Origin of the sequence: Rathayibacter sp. AY2B5, assembly GCF_002931645.1 — a bacterium.
In the GTDB taxonomy this organism is placed as follows: Bacteria; Actinomycetota; Actinomycetes; order Actinomycetales; family Microbacteriaceae; genus Rathayibacter.
Genome location: NZ_PSUE01000040.1, coordinates 1 through 17,163 on the forward strand (window position 1 = coordinate 1; position 17,163 = coordinate 17,163).

Below are 17,163 nucleotides of genomic sequence, written 5' to 3' on the forward strand. Positions count from 1 at the left end.
GTGCGGCGCCGACCGCGTCCCCGTCGCCCGTCCGCCCCGGAGAAGAGCCCCATGCAGCGCGACGTCTCGGCCCGCCTGACCCTCGACGTCGCGGCTCCGGCCGCCCTCGTCCTCTCGATCGCGGTGGCCGACGCGTACGGGGCGGAGGAGTCGCTGACGCTCACCGTCGACGGCCGCCCGCTCCCCGCTCGCGAGGTGATCGACCAGCACGGCACCCGGCTGCACGTGCTCGACGCGCCGGTCGGGCACCTCGTCGTGGACTACTCCGCGCGCGTCCTGGGACGCCTCGCTCCGCTCGAGGGCGACGAGGTGGACCGGCTGCGGTACCTGCGGCCGAGCCGCTACGCCGAGTCGGACGTGCTGTGGGCGACGGCCCGGGCCGAGTTCGCCGGCCTGGCCGGGGCGGACCTCCTGCACGCGGTGAGCTCCTGGGTCGGCACGCGGCTGGCGTACGTCCCCGGCTCGAGCCTTCCGACGGACGGGGCCGAGCGGACGCTGCTCGCCCGCCGCGGAGTCTGCCGCGACTTCGCGCACCTCGTCGTCGCCCTCCTCCGGGCGCTGGACGTGCCCGCCCGACTGGCGGCCGTGTACGCCCCGGGACTGCAGCCGATGGACTTCCACGCGGTCGCGGAGGCCTGGATCGAGGGGGAGTGGCGGGCGGTCGACGCGACGACGCTCGCGCCGCGGTCGAGTCTCGTGCGGATCGCGACGGGACGCGACGCGGCCGACACCGCGTTCCTCGGCGTCTACGGCGGCATCGCGACGCTGCGCGAGCTGACGGTCGGCGCCGTGGCCGACGTGCTGCCGGGCGACGACCTCGACCGGCCCGTCTCGATCGGCTGAGCGGGCGGCCGAGGCCGGCTACTCCGACTCGACGAAGCGCCGCCAGGCCCAGATCGACGTGCACACCGCGCTGAAGGCGACGACGGCGAAGAGCACCGGACCCGCTCCGCCGTCGGTCGACCAGGACGCGATGGTCGGGGTGAGCAGCACGAACAGCACGGTCGTCGCGAGGAGCGTGAGCCCGAGCCAGAGCAGCGGGGACCAGCGCAGGATGCTGCGGCCGGCGGGGCGCCCGACCGGGAACAGCAGCACCACGCTCGAGCCGACCGAGATCAGCGTGGTCGCGCTGAGCACCTCCGCGGCGAGCACGGAGCCGAACGAGCGGTCGGGTGGGACCACGGCGGAGGCGCCCCAGGCGAGTCCGGCGAGGCCCAGCAGCGAGACGACGCGGACGGTGGAGAGCTTCGCCCGGTCGACGGCGGATGCGCCCTCGGGGAGGACGAGGCCGATCACCACGCCGAAGAGGAGCGCCGGGTCCAGTCCCGCGAAGCGCGAGACGAGAGCGGCCGCCGCGACCAGGAGCAGCGCGCGCGGAGCGGCGACGACGCCGATCCCGCTGACGCCGATCCGCCGGCCGACCAGCGCGGGGAGGGCGGCGGCGACCGCGTTGACCACGGCGACGGCCACGATGACGGCGATCAGCAGGCGCAGGTAGGCGGGCTGGCCGTCGACGCGTCCCGAGAGCAGGACGAGGCCGGCTGCGCAGCCGATCATCCCGACGACCATCAGGCGCGGCGAGGCGGGACCGGTGTCCGGCTTGTCGTCGTACTCGACGGCGGCGCGGTTGCGGCCCGTGAGGTGCCAGCTGCGCTCGGCGCGGGGCGCCCGCCCGGCCGCGGCGAGGCGGGCCGGCACGACGACCAGGGCGAGCGAGAGCAGAGCGAGCGCGAGGGAGCGCATCCAGTCGGCCATCGAGACGACGGGCGATCCGGCGGACAGCGCGGTGGTCATCCCGGTCGCCGCGCTCCAGCCGCCCGGCTCCGATCCGGCGTCGGGGGCGGGCTGCGGCGGCACGTCACCGCCGTCCTGGTCGGGAGCCGGGACCGGTGCTGCCGTGGGCTCGGCGGTCGGCTCGTCCTCGGGCGCGGGCGCGGCCTCTCCGGGGCGGACGGGCGACGGGGACGCGGTCGGCGCCGCACTGCTCGGAGCGGGAGACGCGGCGGCCCCGGGCGCGGTGGCCGCGGCTCCGGGGGCGGCCGGCGTCGTCGCGCTGGGCGTGCCGGTGGGAGCGGTCGTCGCCGCCGCGAAGGTCACGTCGATCCAGGGGCTCGGCGGGCTGTAGTTGCCGGCGCTGTCCCCGGCGATGGCGGAGACCCGGTGCGCGCCCGCCGTGATCGTGCCGCCGGTGCAGCTCCAGGTGCCTCCGCTGACCGCCGCGTCGCAGGTGTTGACCCGGTCCACGTACACGTAGGCGCGAGTGCCGTCCACGCCCGTCCCGGAGTAGGACGCGCCGCTGAGCGGCAGGGCGGCGCCGTTCGACGGCGAGGTGAGGGCGGGGGCGGCAGGAGCAGCGGTGTCGACCACGAGGGTCACCGGCGCGCTGGCCGGCGAGGCGGCGCTGCCGGCGAAGGAGGCGGTCTGCGTCGCGGTGACGCGGTAGCTGCCCGGCGCCGGAGTGGGGGCGAGCTGGCAGAACCACGCGCCGCCGGAGTCGGCGGTGGCCAGGCACGCGGCGCCGCCGTTCGAGACCGCGGCGACGCTCGCGCCGGGGTAGGCCGTGCCGCGGACCGAGCCCGCCGAGGTCGCCGAGCCGTCGACCGACTCGATGACGGGGGCGCTGAGGACGGCGATCGGGACGGCGGCCGAGGTGGTCCCGCCGCCGGCGAGGAGCTCCACCGCGACCAGGGTCGCCGGCCCGTCGTCGAGGGAGACGGCGCAGCTCCAGCCGCCGTCGGGGCCCGCGGTGGTGATGCAGAGGGGGTCGCCGCCGCCGCGGAGCCCGATCTGCACCTGGTCCCCGGCCGTCGCCGTGCCGGTGACCGTCGTCGCTCCCGTGCTGAGGACCGCGCCGGAGGAGGGAGCGGTGATCGCGAGAGCGGCGGCCTGCGCGGCCGGCGCGGCCAGCCCGGAGACGGAGGCGACGGCCGCGAGGAGCACCAGCAGCAGGGCGGCCGTGCGCCGCGGGGATCGGCGGAGTCGGGGCACCGGCACGACCGGTGAACCCCCCGGTACTGCCACGTCGACGCCCGATTTCACGATGCGTCCATTGCACGGGGGCAGGGGGGAGCTGTCAAGCGCGCCGCACCACTGTTCCCGGATGTACACCATCCGGAGGAGGCGTCTCAGTCGGTCGGGGGAGTCGGGGAGATCCGGGAGAGCGCTTCCGCGAGAATATACCCGTCGATCAGATCCGGAGGACAGTGGAATGCGCGAAGACGAGGCCCGCGGGCGCGATCGGCGGGAGGTGCGCGTCGAGGCTGCGCGCTTCGACGATCCGCGCGAGCTGGGCGCACTCCTGCCGCCGGGCCTGCGCATCGGACTGGCGCAGAGCGCCTTCCAGACGGAGGGCTCCCTCGAGACGGGCGGCCGTGGCCGGTCGGTGTGGGACGACTTCGCGCTGCGACGGGGGACGATCGCCGAGGAGGCCACTCCCGAGATCGCGACGGACTTCCTCCTGCGCTGGCGCGAGGACCTCGCGCTGCTGATCGATCTCGGCGTCGACGAGCTCCGGCTCTCGGTCTCGTGGCCCCGGCTGCAGCCCGACGGCCGCGGGCCGATCGACCGCGGAGGGCTCGGCTTCTACGACCGCCTGCTCGACGGGCTCGCCGAGACGGGGATCCGGGTCGCGCTGACCCTGCACCACCGCGACACCCCGTCGGCGCTCAGCGGCGGCTGGATGAACCGCGACACCGCGTTCCGCTTCGGTGATCTCGCCTTCGAGCTCGGCGGGCGGTTCGGCGACCGGGTCGCCGACTGGATCACCCTCGACCAGCCGTCGACGGTGATGCTCGAGGGCTACGCGCTCGCGCGGCAGGCGCCGGGCGCCGGCCGGCTGTTCAGCGCCCTGCCGGCGCTGCACCACCAGCTCCTCGGGCACGGCGTGGCGCTGGAGGCGCTGCGAGCGGCGGAGGTGACCGGGAGGATCGGCCTCGTCGACGCGCTCGCGCCGGTCGAGCCCGCCTCCGACGACGACCGGGACCGCGCCTTCGCCTCCCTGGCGGACATCCTGCGGAACCGCCTGGTGGCCGACGCCGTGCTGACCGGGTCCTACCCGGTCGGACCGGAGGAGCTGCCGCCGTTCCTCGGCGCCCTCGCGCAGGCGGATCCGGTCGACCTCGCGCGCATCTCGGCTCCGCTCGACTTCTACGCGGTCGCGCCGCTGCCGCCGCTGCGGATCGTGTCGGGCCGCGACCCGGCGCTGCCGACCGGGGTGGGCGCTCCTCCCGCGCTCCCCTTCCACACGGCGCCCTGGCCGGAGCTGGACCGCACGGGCGACGGCTCGCCGGTCGCACCCTGGGCTGTGGTCTCGGTGCTGCGGTCCCTCGTGGAGCGCTACGGCGACGCCCTGCCGCCGCTGGTGGTGACCGCGCTCGGCGCGAGCTACCCCGACGAGCCCGATCGCGAGGGTGCGATCGTCGACACGGAGCGGATCCGCTGGCTCGGGGCGCACCTGGCCGCTCTCGCCGAGGCCGTCCACGACGGACTGCCGGTGGAGGCCGTGCAGCTCTGGACCCTGGTCGACGCGTTCGAGTGGCAGCACGGCTACAGCCGCCCGCACGGGCTCGTGGCCGTCGACACGCGCAGCCGGGACCGCGTGCCCAAGGCGTCGTTCGACTGGCTCCGGCGCGTCCTCGACGCCCGCTCCTGACGCGGGGGCGTGCGAGACTGCCGCCGTGCGCAGCCTCCTCGCCCTCGCCTCCGTCCTCCACGCCGACCCCGCCCCGGTGCTCGCCGCCCTCGCGGACGTCCTCGCCGCCGACGGCGCCTACGAGCGGCGGGGGAGCGGGCTCGAGCGCCGGCTCCCCGTGCTCGGCGTCGAGCAGTGGCGGGTCCTGGCGGACGAGGAGGGGGCCCGGGTCGAGTGCGAGCTGGTCGCCGCACCCGCCTCGTCGGCGCTCGCCGGGGTCCTCCTCCGGCGTCGGATCCGCGAGGCGCCGGACCGGTTCCGCGCGGTCGTGACCGCGGTCGCCGACGCGGTGGAGTGACGCTCCGGGGACGCCCGCGCGGGTCCGCTCCGACGCCCGCTCTCCGCTCCGCCCGCCGCTCCGCCCGCCGCCCCGCCTCCACCCCGCGCCAGCGCCCCCCGAACGGGGAATGCGCGGGCGCTCGCCGCTGTTGTCTACCGATGACGGGACGGGGCTCGGCGCCCCGCCCACCGGACAGCTCGGAGGAGCCAGAGGCAGATGGCAGGAACAGGGATGAACAAGGGTCGAGGGGCGCGCGGCAGTGACGACGAGATCGTCTATCGCCGCCACGCGAACGGACGCGGCATGGTCGCTCCCGGATCGCGCGTCTCGGCGACCGCGTACGTGGAGACCGGCGCCTACGTGGAGCCCGGCGCGACCGTGGGCGAGCGCGCCTGGATCGGCGCGGGCAGCTGGGTCGACCGCGACGCCATGATCGGGCACAGCGCCTTCATCGGCGCGAACGTGCACGTCGGGCCCGAGGCGATCATCGGACCGGGGGCGCGGATCGGGAGCTACTCCCGCATCGGACGCTCGGCCGTGATCGCGACCGGCGCCCGCATCGACCGCGACACCGTGGTGCCCGACGGCGCCCGGAAGGGCATCGACGAGGCGAGCGAGAGCGGCCGCCGCGCGGCCTGACCCCCACGACCCTGTTCCGCCGGCTCCCCGGAGCGGCGGAATAGGGTCGTTCCATGTTCGAACTCCACCACCTCAGCGCCCAGGAGCAGTGGGACTGGCTGCAGCGCGGAGAGGTCACGCCTCTCGAGCTCGCCGATCACTACCTCGCCCGGATCGAGCGCTGGAACGGGGAGCTGGGCGCCTTCGCCACGGTGACCGCCGATCGGGCGCGGGAGCGGGCATCAGCGCTCGGCACGGGGCCCGGAACCGCTCCGCTCTGGGGCCTGCCGAGCGGCGACAAGGACCTCTGGCGGCGCGCGGGCGTGCGGACCGCATCCGGATCGCGGCTGCGCGAGCACCACGTGCCCACCGCCTCCGACGAGATCGTCGAGGTGCTCGACGCGGCGGGAGCGGTCAGCCTCGGCAAGACCGCGACGCCCGAGTTCGGGATGCCCTCCTACACCGAGACGCGCATCGGCCCGCCCGCCGTCACGCCCTGGGACACCCGCCTCGGGGCCGGCGGATCCAGCGGAGGAGCGGCGGTCGCCGTCGCCGCGGGACTGCTGCCGTTCGCCCCCGCCTCGGACGGCGGCGGGTCCATCCGCATCCCCGCCGCGGCCTGCGGCCTGGTAGGACTGAAGCCCTCCCGCGGACGTGTCGCCGCGCTCTCCGGCATCGGCGGAGTCGGCGGCCTGACGGTCGCCGGGCCGATCACCCGCTCGGTCGCCGACGCGGGCCTCCTGCTCGAGGGCATGCTGGAGCGGACGAACGGCCGCCTCCCGCAGCGCTGGTCGCTCGGCGCGCCCGGTGACGGCGACGGCTCGTTCCTCGGCGCCGCGGTGCGCGGAGAGGGGCGCTTCCAGATCGGCGTGCTGACGGACTCGCCCTGGGACGAGGAGTACGAGATCGCTCTCGCTCCGGAGGCGCGCGCCGCGCTGGACGAGGGGATCGCCGCGCTGGCCGCGCTCGGCCACGGGCTCGAGGAGGCGTCGCTCCCCCCGAGCGCCCCGTACCCCGCCGCGTTCCGGACGCTGTGGCAGAGCGGCGCCGCGACCCTGCCCGTCGAGGGCGCGGACCTCGATCTGCTGGAGCCGCTGACCCGCTGGCTGGTGGAGGAGGGACGCCGGCGCTCCGCCCGCGAGATCGTCGGGGCGGCGTCCTGGCTCTCGGGCTACGAGCGCGCGGTGATCGCGGCGTTCTCCGGCGTCGACGCGGTCCTGACGCCGTCGCTGGCGATGACGCCGCGTCCCGTCGGCTGGTACGACCTCGATGATCCCGAGCGCAATTTCGAGCAGCAGTGCCTCTACACGCCGTACACGTCCTTCGTGAACGTGAGCGGCCTCCCCGCGATCACCCTTCCGCTGAGCACCACGGAGGAGGGCCTGCCGATGGGAGTCCAGCTGATCGGGCGACCCGGCGGCGAGGCGACACTGCTGGCGATCGGCGCGCAGCTCGAGCGGCGGGCGCGCTGGCAGAGGCGGCACCCGCCGCAGTGGTGACGGGGCAGGCCGCAGTGGTGACGGGTCCGGGCGCGGCCGCACGGCGGATGGTCAGGGTCCGGCTCTGGTCACTGAGGTAAGCCTTGCCTATACTCGAACACGATGTGCATGTTCGAGGACCGCGACGGCTCCGCGCCGGTCGACGTGAAGCAGTTCCTGATCGCGGGCGACGAGACCGTCGTGCCGTGGATCCAGAGCATCCTCGACGCCCTTCCCGCGAACGCCCGCGGCCAGGTCTTCGTCGAGGTCGACGACGCGCGCGGACTGCCGCCGCTCGCCGCCCCCGGACGGGTCTGCGTCACCTGGCTCGGCCGCTCCGAGCGCTCGGGCGCCCCCGGCACCGGTGAGCGATGCTCCCGCGGAGTCGCACTCGACCGCGCGGTCCGGGCCTGGGTCGGCGAGATGTCGGTCGTCGACGGCGACTACCCGTGGGCCGACGGCCGCCACGACTTCTGCGCCTGGATCGGCGGGGCCGGCCCCGTCGTCGCCGAGCTCGCCGCCGACGTCGAGGCGCGCCTGCGCACCTCCGCCGAGCACGCCGCGCGCTGACCGTCCGCCGGGCGTCCCGGCTGAGTGTTAGGCAAGGCTTACCTTCTGTGCGAGACTGAGGCGATGCCTCCGACGACCGCCGCCCCCGCCCGACCGGCCTACCGGCCGTACCTCGCGACCGTCGCCGCAGCGACCCGGATCGCCCCGCACTTCATCCGCGTGACCCTCACCGGCACCGGCCTCGACCACGTCGGCTGCACCGGCCCCGACCAGCGCATCAAGCTCGTCGTCCCCACCGCAGCCTCCGACGCCCCCGCCTTCCTCGCCTCCGTCTCGGACCCCGACGGACCCGACGGACTCGACCCCGACTGGTACGGCCGCTGGCGACAGCTCCCCGACGAGCTCCGGAACCCGCTCCGCACCTACACCATCCGCGCCGTCCGCCCCGAGGACGCCGAGGTCGACATCGACTTCGCCGCCCACGGCGACACCGGACCGGCCTCCGCCTGGGTCGAGAGCGCCCGCGCCGGCGACCAGATCGTCATCATCGCGCCCGACACGCGCTCCGACCTCCCCGGCGGCGGAGTCGAGTTCCACCCCGGCGCCGCCACCTCCCTCCTCCTCGCCGGCGACGAGACGGCCGTCCCCGCCATCGCCGCGATCCTCGAGAGCCTCGACGACGACGCCACCGGAGCCGCGTTCCTCGAGGTCCCCACCGCCCACGACCGCCTCCCGCTCCGCCACCCCGCTGGCGTCCACGTCACCTGGATCGTCCGCGCCCACGCGGCAGCCCCCGGAGCGGCCCTCGGCGACGCGGTCCGCGCCTGGGCCACCCGCTTCCTCACCGCCCACCACCGCGGCGTGGACGTCAGCGACATCGACGTCGACCACGAGATGCTCTGGGAGGTCCCCGACGAGAGCACCGACCCCGGCCTCTACGCCTGGATCGCCGGAGAAGCCGGCGCCGTGAAGCTGATCCGCCGCTGCCTCGTCACCGAGCTCGGACTCGACCGGAAGCGGGTGGCGTTCATGGGGTACTGGCGCCTCGGCCGCCAAGAGTCCAACTGACCCGGAGCGCCGCAGGGCGACGTTCTGCGGCGTTGTCGTCGGGCGCGATACCGCCGGTATCGCTTCCTCCTCCGCCTTGCAGAACGACGCCCTGCGACGCTCCGGGCGCTGCTCGTAGGGGTGCGGCGCGCCAGGGGCGCGACCGCGGAGGACGATGCTGATCGAGTGGACCTCGTAGAGGGCGTCTCGAGAGTCACTGCCGACGGACCTCGCGCGTGATCGAGCGGTTCTCGGGTGCCCGGCGAGTCGGGCGACCGCGCCCGGACATGCTCATCGGGTAGCCCTCGGAGAGGGAGTTTCGAGATCCACGCCCGACCGATTTCGCGGCTGATCGAGAAGCTCGCCGGCACACACCGAGTCGGGCGACCGCGCACAGACCTGCTGATCGGGCAGCCCTCGGAGAGGGTGTGTCGAGATCCTCCCGGCGAGCGCGCCGGGTGCTCCGCGCCGCCCCGCGCCGAGTCGGCGGCGGCGGGGAGCGGCAGCGGCTACAGGGTGGGGGAGACGCCCACGAGGCGGCTGGAGAGAGTCCAGAGGTCGTGGGCGAGAGCGCGGTCGCGGGCCTGGGGGTTCAGGGAGCCGTGCGGCGTCAGCTGGTCGAAGTAGCTGCCGCTGGCGGCGCCGACGTCGGGCTCGGAGGCGAGGGTGATCAGCGGCACCGCACCCGCCTCGGCGGAGATGCCGAAGGAGCCGACCGAGAGGCTCGTCATCAGCTTCATCATCGTGCTGTCGGCGCCGAAGCTCGTCGAGACGACGCCCGGGTGGAACGAGTACGCGTCGACCGACGTCGTCAGCAGGCGCTCCGCCAGCTCGCGGATGAAGAGGATCGTCACCAGCTTCGACGTGCCGTACGCCCGCCAGCCGCCGAGCCACGGACCCCGGCGGTTGTCGAGGTCGTCGAGCCTCAGGCGACCGAAGCGGTTCGCGAGGCTCGCCGTGGAGACGACGCGGACGCCGGCCCGCTCCCTCGAGGTCTCGATCATCCGCGGGAGCAGGAGCCGCGTGAGCAGGAACGGCGCGAGATGGTTGCTCTGGATCGTCCGCTCGTGGCCGTCGACCGTCTCGGCGCGGTGGGAGACGAGCCCGCCCGCGTTGTTCGCCAGCACGTCGATCCGCTCGTAGCGCTCGAGGAGGCCGTCGGCCAGGGCGCGGACGTCGTCGAGCCGGTCGAAGTCGGCCAGGAACGCGTCCCCTCCCACGTCGGCGGCGACCGCGCGGGTGCGCTCGGGGTTCCGCCCGACCACGGCCACGCGGGCACCGGCGGACGCCAGCGCTCCCGCCGCGACCCGGCCGATGCCGGAGCTCGCTCCGGTGAGGACGACGACGCGCCCCGTCATGTCAGTGACCACGGAGATATCCGCCCTTCTCGAGACCGGCTTCGATCTCGAATCGATTGCGCAGCGGATCGCGACCCGCCACCGTGTACGCGAACGGGAACCACATCCCGTAGAGCCGCCACTGCTCCTTGTGCACGGCCTCGTGCTCGAGGACGCTGTCGGAGGCGTTGGTGCCCGTGAGGTAGCTCGTGCCGACGCAGGACCCTCCGCGGCCGAACGCCCAGGAGGGCAGACCGGTGAAGACGACGAGGCCGTGGCTGCGCCGGATCGGGCCCGTGCTCCACAGCGCGCCCCAGGCGAGTCCGACCGCGCACGCGAAGAGGTAGCCCGGCCGGGTGATCGCCGGATCCAGGGCCACCATCGCGACGGCTCGACGGAGCGCGCTCACGCGCTGTCGCGTCCGTAGGTCTCGAGCAGCCGCAGCCAGACCTCGCTGATCGTCGGATAGGAGGGGACCGCGTGCCAGAGGCGCGAGAGCGGCACCTCGCCGACGACGGCGATCGTCGCGGAGTGGATCAGCTCTCCGACCTCCTTGCCGACGAAGGTGACGCCGAGGACGACCTTCCGGTCCTCGTCCACGACCATCCGCGCGGTGCCCGTGTAGCCGTCGGCGGCGAGGGCGGCGCCGGCGACCGAGCCGATCTCGTAGTCGACGACGCGGGTGCGGTAGCCGGCCTTCTCGGCGACCGCGGCGGTCAGGCCGACCGACGCGACCTCGGGGTCGGTGAAGACGACCTGCGGCACGGCCTCGTGGTCCGCGGTCGCGACGTGCGCTCCCCAGGGGGCGTCGTGGACCTCGGCACCGGTGGCGCGCGCGACGATCACGTCGCCTGCCGCACGGGCCTGGTACTTGCCCTGGTGCGTGAGCAGTGCGCGGTGGTTCACGTCGCCCACCCCGTAGAGCCACGGACGCCCGCCGCCGAGGGGAGCACCGTCGCCGCCCAGCACGAGCATCGTGTCGTCGACCGTCAGCGAGGAGCCGGGCTCGAGGCCCACCGTCTCGAGGCCGACGTCGCGGGTGTGCGGGGCGCGGCCGGTCGCGGCGAGCACCTGGTCGGCCTCGATGACGTCGCCGCCCTCGAGCGTCACGGCCACGGTGCCGTCGGACCGGCGCTCGACCGAGACGGGCGAGTCGCCGAGGCGCAGGTCGACGCCGAGCTCCTGGAGCGCCGAGCCGACGAGCTCGCCGGCGAAGGGCTCGAACGGCGCGAGGAGTCCGCTGCGGGCGACGAGCGTGACGGAGGAGCCCATGCCGGCGTAGGCGGTCGCCATCTCGGTCGCGACGACTCCGCCGCCGATGACGACGAGGCGCGGCGGCACCTCCTCGGCCGAGGTGGCCTCGCGGCTCGTCCAGGGGGATGCCGCGCGCAGGCCAGGGATGTCGGGGACGACGGCGGTGGTGCCGGTCGCGACGGCGACGGCGGAGCGGGCGCGGAGCACGCGCACCTCGCCGTCGGGTCCGGTCACGGTCACCTCGCGCTCGCCGCTCAGGCGGCCGTGCCCGCGGACGAGCTCGATGCCGGCGCCCTCGAGCCACTGCACCTGGCCGTGGTCGTCGAAGTGGCTGGTGAAGGAGTCGCGGCGGGCCAGGAGCGCGGGCACGTCGACTCCTCCGCTCACCGCCTGCGCCGCGCCGGGGAGATCACGGGCGGCGCGGAGCGCCATCGGCGGCCGCAGCAGCGCCTTCGAGGGCATGCACGCCCAGTAGGAGCACTCGCCCCCGACGAGCTCGCTCTCGACGACGGCCGCGGTGAGGCCGCCCTGGACCGCGCGGTCCGCGAGGTTCTCGCCCACCGGCCCTGCTCCGATGACGATGACGTCGAACTCGTCCGTCGTGCTGCTCATGCTGTCTCCCTGGGGTTCTCGGAGGCGTCGAGCCCCGTCGTCGGTGGGTGCCCGGCGCTCAATGCGCCGGCACGATCTCGGCCCGCCAGCCGTCGTAGCGGCCGCCGTGGCTCTCGACCGCCTCGATCACCTGGCGGAGGAACGCGGTGGTCGACTCCTCGTCGACCGCGGCGTGGTGGCTCGCGACGAGGACCTGCCTTAGCCTCAGCCGCGAGATCGCGATCTGGAAGCCGGAGGCCACGAGGACGCGCCCGGCCCGTCGTGCGGTGCTGCGGCGGGAGAAGACGGCGAAGTGGTCGACCTCGCGCAGCTCCCACACCTGGTCGCCGTAGCGGAGCCGGATCTCGAGCTGCTGCGCGGCGCGCTCCTGCTGCGCCTCGAGGGAGGAGCCGCCGGGCGCCGTGACGGTGGTGCTCTCGTCGCTCATCGTCCGGTGAACTCCGCCGTCGTGCGCTGGAGGAAGGCCTCGGTGCCGATGCGCGCATCCTCGGACGCCGCGAGACGCGCGAGCACCCCGGGGAGCGCGGCCGCGGCCTCGGCGTCGGACGCGGCGACCGCGAGCCGGGCACTGGCCAGGGCGGCCTGCACGGCGAGCGGCGCCTGCGCGGCGATCCGGGCGGCCAGCGCCCAGGCCGCCTCGGCGACCGTCCCGTCGGGGACGACCTGCTGCACGAGGCCGATGCGGTGGGCCTCCTCGGCGTCGAAGAGGTCGCCGGTGAGGATCCAGCGCATCGCGTCGCCCCAGCCGACGGCGCGGGGGAAGCGCAGCGTCGCTCCGCCGAAGGGCAGGATGCCGCGGGCGACCTCGATCTGGCCGAAGCGGGTGGACCGCTCGGCGAGGACGACGTCGCTCGCGAGCGCGAGCTCGATGCCGAGCGTGAGGCAGGTGCCCTGGAGGCCGATGACCACCGGCTTGCTCACGGGGCGGGTGCGCAGGCCCCAGGGGTCGAGACCGCCCTCGGGCACGAAGTCGAGGCCGTCGGAGCCCAGGCGGGGCCCGATGTCGGCGAGGTCGAGCCCGGCCGTGAAGTGCCCGCCCTCGGCGAGGACGACGCCGGCGCGCAGCTCCGGGTCGCGGTCGAGCTCGCCGTACGCGGACGCCAGCTCCGCGAGCAGCCGCAGATCGGCGGCGTTGCGCTTCTCGGGCCGGTCCAGCACGATCGCGAGCACGGTCCCGCGCCGCTCGGTGCGCACGCGCGGTCTCTCGTCGCTCATCGTTCCTCCGCTCGGTCCCGTCCGACCATCTTGCCGGGTGCCGCCGACACGCGCTCGGGCTTGCGCGCCGATGGCAGGGCTCTCTCAGGCCCCGCGGGACAGAGCGCCGAGGAGGCGGAGGATCGTGGGCAGGTCGTCCTCGGCCGCGGTCGGCGACGACGGGGCGAACGAGGTGACGCCGGCGCCCGCGAGCGGGAAGCGGGACCGGAGGGCGTCGAGGCTCGCGACGAGGCGCGAGGCGGGAACGCCGAAGGGCACCGGGTCGAACAGCCCGGCGAGATCGGCGGGGTCGAGCACGTCCAGATCGAGGTGCACGTAGACGGAGGCGGCACCGGTCGCCTCGACCGCCGCGACGAGCGACTCCGGGTCGAGGGCGTCCGCGGGCAGCACCGCGGCGCCCCGCTCGACCAGCCGCTCGAGCTCGCCGTCGTCGGCGGAGCGGACACCTCCGAGGACGACGCGCTCGTCGGCCACCCGCTCCTCGGCGCCCGCGCTCAGGAGGCCGACGCCGCGTCCCAGCGCGGCCGAGAGGACCATGCCGCAGAAGGCGCCGCTGGGGGAGGACTCGGGAGTGTGCGCGTCCGGGTGGGCGTCGAGCCAGACCAGCGCGACCGGGCCCGGTGCCGAGCGCACGGCGTGCCCGATCGCCGCGAACTCGACGCCGCAGTCGCCGCCGATCGTGATCACGGGACCGGTGCGGCCCGAGAGGGCCTCGCGCACCCGCTCGGCGACGGTGGCGACCGAGGCGTAGCGGCGGATGCCGGTGTCCTGGGCGTCGCCCGCCTCGGCGGGGATGTCGAGGGTCGTGGTGGCGGAGGAGGGCAGATCGCCCCGGATCGCCTCGGCTCCGTCGACGAGGCGCATCGCGCGCGTCGACGCCGAGCCCTGCCACTGGGGGACGACGAGGAAGGAGGCCATGTCCCTCACTATGGCACGCGCGCCGGTGCCGGGTGCCTGCGTGCTCAGGCCGCGGGCAGGCCTCCGGGAACGGCTGCTGGGCGGAGCGACGGGGGTGCGCCGTCGAGGTCGACCAGGGCCTCGTCGAGCGCGGAGCGGGCGCGGTCGGCGGCGGCGCGGGCCTCGTCCAGAGCGCCGGCCGGATCGCCTGCCGCACGGCGCACCGCGGTGTCCAGCTGCCCGAGCGTCTCCACCGCGAGGATCCGGGGTGCCGCGGTGATGCGCTCGCCGTGCACGGCGGCCAGGAGCAGCACCGACTCGGCGCCGAGCCGGGCCGCGGTGCGCGCCGCCTCGAACAGGAGGAGCTGGCGCTCGGCCTGGGCCCGCGGCTCGCGGTACCCGGAGACGACGGCGTCCAGAGCGGAGTCGGCGTCGAGCAGCAGGACCAGCAGCGCGGCCGGATCGTGGCGGGCTCCGGCCGACCGGGCGTCGTCGGCGTCGAGGAGGAGCGACCGTGCCGCGGCGCACGCGACGGCCACGTCGGCGGCGGAGGCGAGCTGCGCCGAGGTGCGCAGGTCGGAGAGGGTGGCGGCCCGCTCCAGGTCGTCCCGCACGGAGCGCTCGACGCCGCTCAGCTGCACCTCGGCGCGGGTCACGAGCCCGACCAGCGAGTCGACCGCGTCGAGCAGGGCGTCGGGATCGGGGGAGCCGCCGGCGGCGACGTGCTCGACGGCCTCGCGCAGCGGTCGGACCCGGCGCTCGGGAGTGGTCCCGGCGAGGACGGAGACCTCGGAGCGCGCCTGCTGCACGCGCTCCGGGAGGGACGGGCTCGGCGAGGTCACTCCGTGATCGTACGGCCGGAGTGTGACACCGCGTGACACGGCGGTTCGACCGGCGGCGGCGGCGTGCCCAGGATGGAGTCATGACCCGCTCACTCGCCATCGTCGAGGTCGCCCGCGTGCGACCGGGCCGCGAGGAGTACCACGCCTACGTGCAGATCCTGAACGGCCGCATCCTCGCCCTCGCGCACGAGCGCGGCTGGCGGGCGGAGCGCTTCGCCGCCGAGGAGCTGGGCACGGAGGAGCTGCTGGCGCGCACGGCGGGGGCGGACGCCCTCGTCCTCGCGGGCGGCGAGGACATCGCTCCCGAGCAGTACGGCGCCGACCGCGGCTACCCGGCCGAGGGCCCCCACGCGGAGCGCGCCGACGCCGCCCAGATCGCGCTGGTGCACCGGGCACTGGCCCGCCGGACCCCGCTGCTGGGCATCTGCCGCGGCCTGCAGATCGTCAACGTCGCGCTCGGCGGCACGCTGGTGCAGGACCTGGGTCCGGAGGCGGAGCACGTCAACGCGGCGGCTCCCGCTCACCAGCGCATGCACCGGCACGAGGTCGGGCTCGCGGCGGGCTCCGTGCTCGGCGGGCTCTTCGGATCCGAGGCGCTCGCGGTGCAGAGCGCGCACCACCAGGCGGTCGACCTGCTCGCTCCGGGGCTGCGGGTCGTCGCCCGGGCGGAGGACGGCGTGATCGAGGCCGTCGAGCACGTCGCGGCCCCCCTCGTGGGTGTGCAGTGGCATCCCGAGGACCCGGACGCTCCCGCCGGTCAGCTGGCGACGCTGCTCGACGGGCTGGCGCTCGCCGCCGCCCGCGGGGAGTTCGCGCTGCCCGTCGCCGCCTGAGCGGCCGGGGCTCCCCGCGGGCGACCGGCCTCAGCGGGCCAGTCGGGCCATCCACGCCTCGATGTCATCGGCCGAGCGCGGGATGCCGGCCGAGAGGTTCTCGGCGCCGTCGGAGGTGACGAGCACGTCGTCCTCGATCCGGACGCCGATGCCGCGCAGCTCCTCCGGGACAGTGAGGTCGTCGGGCTGGAAGTAGAGGCCGGGCTCGATCGTGAAGACCATGCCCTCCTCGACCAGTCCGTCGAGGTACATCTCGCGCCGTGCGCGGGCGCAGTCGTGCACGTCGAGTCCGAGGTGGTGGCTGGTGCCGTGGACCATGTAGCGGCGGTGCTGCTGGTTGTCGGCCTCGAGCGCCTCCTCGGCGCTGAACGGCAGCAGGCCCCACTCGGCGGTGCGCCGCGCGATGACGGCCATCGCCGCGGCGTGAACCTCGCGGAAGCGGATGCCGGGTCGGACGATCGCGAACGCGGCGTCGGCCGCCTCCCGCACCGTCTCGTGAACCTGGCGCTGGGCGTCCGTGTAGCGGCCGTCCACCGGGAAGGTGCGCGTGATGTCGGCGGTGTAGTAGCTGTCCTGCTCGACGCCGGCGTCCAGCAGCACCAGCTGGCCGGGGCGCACCGGCCCGTCGTTGCGCGTCCAGTGCAGGATGCAGGCGTGGGGGCCCGCCGCGGCGATGGTGTCGTAGCCGACCGCGTTGCCGTCGGCGCGCGCGCGTCCGTTGAAGACGCCCTCGATCAGGCGCTCGCCCTTCTCGTGGGCGATGATGCGCGGCAGGTCGGAGAGGACGTCCTCGAAGCCGCGGCCCGTCGCGTCGACGGCGGCGCGCAGCTCGGCGATCTCGTAGGCGTCCTTGACCAGGCGGAGCTCGGCGATGTCGCGCTCGAGCGCCGCGTCGCGGTCCGCCCGCTCGTCGGCCTCGACCGCGTCGAGACGGCCGGTCACCGCCGGGTCGGCCTCGCGGAGCACGGCGAGGGGGACGCCGTCGTGCGCGTCGAGGACCGCGTCGAGCTCGGCGATCCCGCGGGTGGCGAGGCCGAGATCGCTCGCGACCTGCGCGAGCGACGGACGCGGCCCGATCCAGAACTCGCCGATCTCGGGGTTGGCGTAGAACTCGTCGGAGTCGCGGCCCGCGCGCTCGCGGAAGTAGAGCGTCGCGCTGTGGCCGGACCCGGCGGGCTCGAGGACGAGGACCGCGCCGGGCTCGGAGTCGGAGCCCCAGCCGGTGAGCCAGGTGAAGGCCGAATGCGCACGGAACGGGTAGTCGGTGTCGTTCGCGCGCTGCTTGAGGCGGCCCGCCGGGACGACGATGCGCACGCCGGTGTGCAGCGCGGAGAGGCGCTCGCGGCGGGAGGCGGCGAAGGACGCCTGCTCGCGCGGAGCGGGCAGCGGCTCCTCCCGCTCGGCCCAGCCGGACGCGATGAAGTCGCGGAAGCGGTCGGAGGCGGGGGTCGTCGAGCGGTTCGCGGTGGCGCGGGGGCGCGGGGCGGCGGCGGGGTCGGGCGTCTGAGCGGCGGTCCGCTCCTCCGTGTTCGTCATGACTCCCATTGTCC

17 protein-coding genes are annotated in these 17,163 nt (G+C 75.3%); 8 read left to right on the forward strand and 9 right to left on the reverse strand.

What is annotated here, in order from left to right; translation table 11 throughout:
- Nucleotides 1-51 precede the first annotated feature (51 nt).
- Nucleotides 52-843, forward strand: a complete 792-nt coding sequence (locus tag C5C30_RS16465) for a transglutaminase family protein (protein ID WP_104273843.1) — start codon at nt 52-54, stop codon at nt 841-843.
- An 18-nt stretch (nt 844-861) separates the two neighbouring features.
- Here C5C30_RS16465 and C5C30_RS16470 read toward each other — a convergent pair whose 3' ends face one another.
- A complete protein-coding gene (locus C5C30_RS16470; RefSeq protein WP_181131612.1) occupies nt 862-2,988 on the reverse strand; it encodes a hypothetical protein in 2,127 nt (708 codons plus the stop codon).
- A gap of 220 nt (nt 2,989-3,208) precedes the next feature.
- Here C5C30_RS16470 and C5C30_RS16475 point away from each other — a divergent pair, with 220 nt between their 5' ends.
- The 6 genes from C5C30_RS16475 to C5C30_RS16500 all read left to right on the forward strand — a co-directional run bounded on the left by C5C30_RS16475 (nt 3,209) and on the right by C5C30_RS16500 (nt 8,644).
- Nucleotides 3,209-4,651 (forward strand): glycoside hydrolase family 1 protein, encoded by a 1,443-nt coding sequence (locus tag C5C30_RS16475; RefSeq protein WP_181131614.1) that lies wholly within the window; start codon nt 3,209-3,211, stop codon nt 4,649-4,651.
- A 25-nt stretch (nt 4,652-4,676) separates the two neighbouring features.
- A complete protein-coding gene (locus C5C30_RS16480) occupies nt 4,677-4,988 on the forward strand; it encodes a hypothetical protein (RefSeq protein ID WP_104227427.1) in 312 nt (103 codons plus the stop codon).
- Nucleotides 4,989-5,201: 213 nt separating this feature from the next.
- Nucleotides 5,202-5,609, forward strand: a complete 408-nt coding sequence (locus C5C30_RS16485) for a transferase (protein ID WP_104334124.1) — start codon at nt 5,202-5,204, stop codon at nt 5,607-5,609.
- A gap of 53 nt (nt 5,610-5,662) precedes the next feature.
- Complete coding sequence (locus tag C5C30_RS16490) at nt 5,663-7,087, forward strand: amidase (protein ID WP_104334125.1); 1,425 nt, start codon at nt 5,663-5,665, stop codon at nt 7,085-7,087.
- A 108-nt stretch (nt 7,088-7,195) separates the two neighbouring features.
- On the forward strand, nt 7,196-7,636 hold the full coding sequence (locus C5C30_RS16495) for an SIP domain-containing protein (RefSeq protein WP_160034004.1): 441 nt from the start codon (nt 7,196-7,198) through the stop codon (nt 7,634-7,636).
- A gap of 63 nt (nt 7,637-7,699) precedes the next feature.
- Nucleotides 7,700-8,644, forward strand: a complete 945-nt coding sequence (locus tag C5C30_RS16500) for a siderophore-interacting protein (RefSeq protein ID WP_104227424.1) — start codon at nt 7,700-7,702, stop codon at nt 8,642-8,644.
- 488 nt (nt 8,645-9,132) lie between these two features.
- Here C5C30_RS16500 and C5C30_RS16505 read toward each other — a convergent pair whose 3' ends face one another.
- The 7 genes from C5C30_RS16505 to C5C30_RS16535 all read right to left on the reverse strand — a co-directional run bounded on the left by C5C30_RS16505 (nt 9,133) and on the right by C5C30_RS16535 (nt 14,780).
- Nucleotides 9,133-9,993 carry an SDR family NAD(P)-dependent oxidoreductase gene (locus C5C30_RS16505; RefSeq protein ID WP_258066029.1) on the reverse strand — a complete coding sequence of 287 codons (861 nt, stop codon included), beginning with the start codon at nt 9,991-9,993 and terminating at the stop codon, nt 9,133-9,135.
- Nucleotides 9,983-10,342: a Fe-S oxidoreductase gene (locus C5C30_RS16510; protein ID WP_104297806.1), complete on the reverse strand. Its 360-nt coding sequence runs from the start codon at nt 10,340-10,342 to the stop codon at nt 9,983-9,985. Before C5C30_RS16510 ends, C5C30_RS16505 begins: the two co-directional genes overlap by 11 nt.
- Nucleotides 10,343-10,365: 23 nt before the next feature.
- On the reverse strand, nt 10,366-11,826 hold the full coding sequence (locus C5C30_RS16515; RefSeq protein ID WP_104334127.1) for an NAD(P)/FAD-dependent oxidoreductase: 1,461 nt from the start codon (nt 11,824-11,826) through the stop codon (nt 10,366-10,368).
- Nucleotides 11,827-11,884: 58 nt separating this feature from the next.
- Nucleotides 11,885-12,253, reverse strand: coding sequence for a ribonuclease E inhibitor RraB (locus tag C5C30_RS16520; protein WP_104225032.1), 369 nt, complete (start codon nt 12,251-12,253; stop codon nt 11,885-11,887).
- Nucleotides 12,250-13,041: a crotonase/enoyl-CoA hydratase family protein gene (locus C5C30_RS16525; protein ID WP_104334128.1), complete on the reverse strand. Its 792-nt coding sequence runs from the start codon at nt 13,039-13,041 to the stop codon at nt 12,250-12,252. Before C5C30_RS16525 ends, C5C30_RS16520 begins: the two co-directional genes overlap by 4 nt.
- Nucleotides 13,042-13,125: 84 nt before the next feature.
- Nucleotides 13,126-13,959: an arginase family protein gene (locus tag C5C30_RS16530; RefSeq protein ID WP_104248221.1), complete on the reverse strand. Its 834-nt coding sequence runs from the start codon at nt 13,957-13,959 to the stop codon at nt 13,126-13,128.
- A gap of 44 nt (nt 13,960-14,003) precedes the next feature.
- Nucleotides 14,004-14,780 carry a hypothetical protein gene (locus C5C30_RS16535; RefSeq protein ID WP_104334129.1) on the reverse strand — a complete coding sequence of 259 codons (777 nt, stop codon included), beginning with the start codon at nt 14,778-14,780 and terminating at the stop codon, nt 14,004-14,006.
- Between the two features lie 80 nt (nt 14,781-14,860).
- Here C5C30_RS16535 and C5C30_RS16540 point away from each other — a divergent pair, with 80 nt between their 5' ends.
- Nucleotides 14,861-15,613, forward strand: coding sequence for a gamma-glutamyl-gamma-aminobutyrate hydrolase family protein (locus C5C30_RS16540; RefSeq protein WP_104248220.1), 753 nt, complete (start codon nt 14,861-14,863; stop codon nt 15,611-15,613).
- 30 nt (nt 15,614-15,643) lie between these two features.
- Here C5C30_RS16540 and C5C30_RS16545 read toward each other — a convergent pair whose 3' ends face one another.
- Nucleotides 15,644-17,158 carry an aminopeptidase P family protein gene (locus C5C30_RS16545; RefSeq protein ID WP_104334130.1) on the reverse strand — a complete coding sequence of 505 codons (1,515 nt, stop codon included), beginning with the start codon at nt 17,156-17,158 and terminating at the stop codon, nt 15,644-15,646.
- Nucleotides 17,159-17,163: the final 5 nt, after the last annotated feature.

What these genes read in the sequence shown, in the direction of transcription:
- C5C30_RS16530 (WP_104248221.1), bottom strand. Translation starts at nt 13,959, where the DNA reads ATGGCCTCCTTCCTCGTCGTCCCCCAGTGGCAGGGCTCGGCGTCGACG.
- C5C30_RS16465 (WP_104273843.1), top strand. Translation starts at nt 52, where the DNA reads ATGCAGCGCGACGTCTCGGCCCGCCTGACCCTCGACGTCGCGGCTCCG.
- C5C30_RS16510 (WP_104297806.1), bottom strand. Translation starts at nt 10,342, where the DNA reads ATGGTGGCCCTGGATCCGGCGATCACCCGGCCGGGCTACCTCTTCGCG.
- C5C30_RS16490 (WP_104334125.1), top strand. Translation starts at nt 5,663, where the DNA reads ATGTTCGAACTCCACCACCTCAGCGCCCAGGAGCAGTGGGACTGGCTG.
- C5C30_RS16485 (WP_104334124.1), top strand. Translation starts at nt 5,202, where the DNA reads ATGAACAAGGGTCGAGGGGCGCGCGGCAGTGACGACGAGATCGTCTAT.
- C5C30_RS16520 (WP_104225032.1), bottom strand. Translation starts at nt 12,253, where the DNA reads ATGAGCGACGAGAGCACCACCGTCACGGCGCCCGGCGGCTCCTCCCTC.
- C5C30_RS16495 (WP_160034004.1), top strand. Translation starts at nt 7,196, where the DNA reads ATGTTCGAGGACCGCGACGGCTCCGCGCCGGTCGACGTGAAGCAGTTC.
- C5C30_RS16500 (WP_104227424.1), top strand. Translation starts at nt 7,700, where the DNA reads ATGCCTCCGACGACCGCCGCCCCCGCCCGACCGGCCTACCGGCCGTAC.
- C5C30_RS16540 (WP_104248220.1), top strand. Translation starts at nt 14,861, where the DNA reads ATGACCCGCTCACTCGCCATCGTCGAGGTCGCCCGCGTGCGACCGGGC.
- C5C30_RS16515 (WP_104334127.1), bottom strand. Translation starts at nt 11,826, where the DNA reads ATGAGCAGCACGACGGACGAGTTCGACGTCATCGTCATCGGAGCAGGG.
- C5C30_RS16525 (WP_104334128.1), bottom strand. Translation starts at nt 13,041, where the DNA reads ATGAGCGACGAGAGACCGCGCGTGCGCACCGAGCGGCGCGGGACCGTG.
- C5C30_RS16475 (WP_181131614.1), top strand. Translation starts at nt 3,209, where the DNA reads ATGCGCGAAGACGAGGCCCGCGGGCGCGATCGGCGGGAGGTGCGCGTC.
- C5C30_RS16545 (WP_104334130.1), bottom strand. Translation starts at nt 17,158, where the DNA reads ATGGGAGTCATGACGAACACGGAGGAGCGGACCGCCGCTCAGACGCCC.